Origin of the sequence: Limnospira sp. PMC 1279.21 (assembly GCF_032349615.1) — a bacterium.
Taxonomy (GTDB): domain Bacteria; phylum Cyanobacteriota; class Cyanobacteriia; order Cyanobacteriales; family Microcoleaceae; genus Limnospira; species Limnospira fusiformis.
Window position 1 is genome coordinate 1 of sequence record NZ_JARPLU010000268.1, and the last position, 4,233, is coordinate 4,233.

Sequence of the window (4,233 nt, forward strand, 5' to 3'; positions counted from 1 at the left end):
ATATTTGTATCTATACAATTAGATGATTTTTGTCTGGTTGATGATGGTGCGTTACGGGGCTGATTTTTCAGATAGTTATTAGGGAATTAAATTATGGCAGCCCCTAACACACCCTACCTGGTTGATGATGGTGCGTTACGGGGCTGATTTTTAGACTAATTATTAGGTAATTAAATTAGCGCCGCCCCTAACACACCCTACCGCTGAAATTATCGCCATTAAAAATCATCATAATATTTGGCTAATTGTTTAAGTTTCAATTGCCACAGATGTACTCACTAAATTGTAAACGGGAGTGTAAATATCCACTTCAACTCCGGGGACCCGAATGGAAATCACCAGTGAATAGGGTGCCATTTGATCGTACCGATCTAAATATTGTTTTTCTTTCCACCATCCCCCCACTGGATAGACCGCGATCGCATCTTTCTGGGCTAATTCCACACCAGTACCATACCAGATATCAGAATGTATAGAACCGCCATCCCTGGTATTTGAGCCAAGAAACCAATTATGATCATCAGAATGACTTGAACTTCTTCTGTCCTCTTTCTCTTCTCGAACAGCTTGATTAATTCGCCATCTGAAATCATTATCAGTTTCTAAAGAGTCTTTGACCTTGAAGCGCAACCCGTGAGAAGGATAACGATGTCGATATGCCCATCCCCTCTCTCCAGGATTGGGTTCAATAAAATAGGATAAAGTAATTTTTAACTCTATCTTTGCTTCTCCTAAGATTTCTAGTTTTTCACTCGGCCAAGGCAACTTATGAAACTTCATCTCTTTAGTTTTAACCCGGCTATTTTCTAAACAAAACGGTTGGAGTTCATCTTCAATAACTAGGGTTAAATCATTACTGGCACTTTGAAGCGCACGACTTAAATCAGGCACTCCATAACCATAACGTCTCAAAAGCGCACCTCTAGCAGTTTTAGAGGATGCAGCCTCAAAGTGATTCTGCATTGCCGGAGTCCATTCCGCAGAATGGACAATCAGTGCGCGTATCGTTTCCGGTCGATAGTTGGGCTGTTCTGACATAATACGTGCTGCCATGTAACTAGCAAGAGCAGTTGCGCTGCTTGTATCGCTCATGCGATCGAACATTCTGATATTTGGGCGGTAGTGAGTGGTTAGCAGACAAAGATCGTCAATGGCTGCTGCTGGATTTTCACCATCAAAAGCCATATTTCCACCTTCAAACACCACATCTGGACGAATCGGCCATTGACTGTCCCATGTAACTGAAGTTCTACTACGAGGAGACAGGTCGCCCCCAGGGGCTAAGGGCAGCCAACCCTGATAATTAGAGTCGATAATATTAATTTTTTCAGTATAAGCACCCACAATTAGAGGATTCCACGCTTGCCCAGGATTGTCTATGGTTTCAACATCATTAATATTGAGGTAATCTTCTGCTATAATTTCTTGAGAAATATTACCAGCAGAAATAATCATCAATCGGCGGAATTCACCATCATTGAAACATAGCTGATCCACTGCTGCTGACCAAGATGATGGCGTTCCTTTTGTAGAGTCACTACTACTTGTTACCGCCATACAAAAAACCCGAGGGCGATGGGGATTTGCAATTTCAGGTAAAGAAACACCCTGCTCTGTTATTGCACCGTAAAGCTCAGGTTGATTTTGTCCGGTATTGGGAAGAATTTTAACTGATTCAAGGCGGTGGAAAAGTTTCACTTGTCCCGATGTGGCTAACAAATCGATGAGTTGGTCAGAATACAAACATAAACCAGCCATTGCTGTACCATGACCGCGCCAAAAAGCGCTATCATTAACCCCCCAAGATGGTTCAACTGCGTGCATATCATTGGCATCCAGTCCCGGCGAAAGTAATGGATGAATTCTGGCAACTCCACTATCTAATACACAAATTGATACCGCGTGTTTAGCTGGTGCAATTAGTCGTTTTTCTAAATCGTCAACCCATTGCTCTTGTTCTATATTTGGCATTCCCAGAAACATTGATGGCGTATCTTTGGCGAGGCGTAATTCTGCTACTACATCAGAATTATTGATGACTCGTGCCATTGCTTCCCAATTACACATTGCCAAAACCACCTCACGTTCTGGGAAAGAAATTGCATGATATTTTGTGGTAATCTCCAGCTTTTGAGTAATCTGATTAAATTCTCCCTGTTTCTCTTTTCGGAGCCAAACTTCCCACCAAACCTCCCGCCCATTTTCGGGAAACAAGGCAGGAACATCAGTAAATAGTGATTGTACTGTGCCAATTTGAACCGCTTCTAACCGAGCGACAAGTGCCTGATTTTTGGGTTTGTCTGTATCTGTATCTTCGTCTCGATACTGTTCTACTTTTTTTAGAAAGTAGTCCTGGGCTGACTCTGGAACAAAAACTGTTGCCAAAACCATGTCTTCCTGGTCATGAATTTTCTTCACTGCCACCAATTCAATATTTTTTTTCCTGTTTTCTAAGGACTTTAAAGCAATGGTTTCCTCACTTTTAATCTGAAATTCTAAGTAAAACCCCGGTACTCCAGTAGCAAGCTGAGAATCACGAGAGTTTAATATTTGATTAGCTTGCTGAATTGCTTTGCCGATTTGTTCCTCTAAATACCTAGCATGAGCTATCCGATCGCGATCGGGAGATAAATTAGAACCACCACCTTGTCGGGGTCGTGTATAATTTTCACTCTGGCCGTTTTCCGGTAAGTAAATATGAGGAAAATCACGGGATTCTTGGGACATAATCGCGCCTACACTTTGGTCAATACTAAATGGTTAATGTTGCGTCTTTCTAAAAGAGTCGCCAGCAAATGTTCATGGTCAATTTGTTCAGTATTTAATAGTACAGCCTGTTTTGCTGCTTCATCCGCAGCACGAACAATTTCAGCCAAACTTAAATTTTGTGCCGCCTTAAAAATCTCTGACCAATCATGCCAATGAATATCAAATAATGTTAGCCTATTTTCTAAAACGCGGCGAATCATTTCTTCGCTGGGAAGTGTATATGAAATCACATCATCAAATCTTCTAAAAAGAGCTTCATCTAATAAATTGTTATGATTGGTCGCTGCGACGATTAAACTATCACTTTGGTCATTCTCTATAAATAATAAAAATGAATTTAATACGCGCCGAATCTCTCCCACATCATTGGCACTGTTGCGGTGCGCCCCAATGGCATCAAATTCATCAAAAAAATAAACGCCCCGTGTTAGTGACATCGCATCAAAAATTAATTGAAGTCTGCTGGCAGTTTCTCCCATAAACTTACCAATCAGGCTACTATAAATAGCAGTCATCAGCGGCAGTTGTAACTCACCAGCTAAAGCTGCAGCAGTCATTGTTTTGCCAGAACCGGGCGGACCGACCAACAGAATTTTGCGACGAGGAGATAGGTTATAATCTTGCAGACGATTTCGTTGTTTCTGTTCTGTAAGAATACGTTTAAGTTTGGTTTCAAGCTCTGATGAGAGTACCATATCACTTAGCTTAGTCTCTGGGTAACGTGCTGATAGTAAATTAGCTAATTCACCTTTTGGCTGAACTAAGGGGACTGCGCTATTTTTTCGATCGAGCGCCGAACCCCGGTTTTTAGCTTCATCAATTAACTCGCGAATTTCTTGAGCCAATTTTCCATGTCCCTGCCTTGCTTCATGGGCTGCAATTTGAAGGGCGGCAGAACAAAACTGCTGCTCTTCGCCTTCTATGTGGCTTTTTATAAGCGCTATGATTTGACGAGCAGTAGACATAAATCTGGTATCCCCTACTAGAATAGCCCACCCTTGGTGATGCTATAATATATTATAACTCATCAGATCTCATACTAGAGCAAAAATTTACCCAAATCGTTTACTTTTGAGGGTGATGGGTTCATTTAATAGATTCAAAAAATGAATACTGAACGACCAGTCAAATACTATGCTTTAACAATTGACATTTTTTATTATATTTAATGTGTTTTTATTTCTATATAAACTGCATAAATTGAACTTTTAAAAAAAGGTACATATTATTGCTGTTCAGCCTGATATTGGCGGATAGGTTCCTTAATTTTACTCAGAGACAGAGGTTGTGCGATCGCCTCTTCCAGCAACTCCTCCCTAAACTGCTCATCGTGAACCCGGGCAATGGTTTTCGCCTTCGTATATTCCATGGATCCCCAGGGCAAAGCCTCCAGAAATACTGTGGCAATGATCACGTCAGGAAATCAGCGTCCGACTTATGGAAACTCCTGTCTGACCTGTTGGG

At 41.3% G+C, this 4,233-nt stretch carries 3 protein-coding genes; all 3 read right to left on the reverse strand.

The window, feature by feature from the left end; all coding sequences use genetic code 11:
- Positions 1–249 precede the first annotated feature (249 nt).
- Positions 250–2,727, reverse strand: a complete 2,478-nt coding sequence (locus tag P5683_RS23140) for a S8 family peptidase (protein ID WP_006622741.1) — start codon at positions 2,725–2,727, stop codon at positions 250–252.
- An 8-nt stretch (positions 2,728–2,735) separates the two neighbouring features.
- Entirely contained in the window at positions 2,736–3,734 is a 999-nt protein-coding gene (locus tag P5683_RS23145) for an AAA family ATPase (RefSeq protein WP_006622740.1), read from the reverse strand.
- 260 nt (positions 3,735–3,994) lie between these two features.
- Positions 3,995–4,138 (reverse strand): hypothetical protein, encoded by a 144-nt coding sequence (locus P5683_RS23150; protein ID WP_006622739.1) that lies wholly within the window; start codon positions 4,136–4,138, stop codon positions 3,995–3,997.
- Between the last annotated feature and the right edge of the window lie 95 nt (positions 4,139–4,233).

Bases quoted from the DNA above. Each gene is read 5' to 3' on its own strand.
- P5683_RS23140 (WP_006622741.1), bottom strand. From the start codon at position 2,727: ATGTCCCAAGAATCCCGTGATTTTCCTCATATTTACTTACCGGAAAAC.
- P5683_RS23145 (WP_006622740.1), bottom strand. From the start codon at position 3,734: ATGTCTACTGCTCGTCAAATCATAGCGCTTATAAAAAGCCACATAGAA.
- P5683_RS23150 (WP_006622739.1), bottom strand. From the start codon at position 4,138: ATGGAATATACGAAGGCGAAAACCATTGCCCGGGTTCACGATGAGCAG.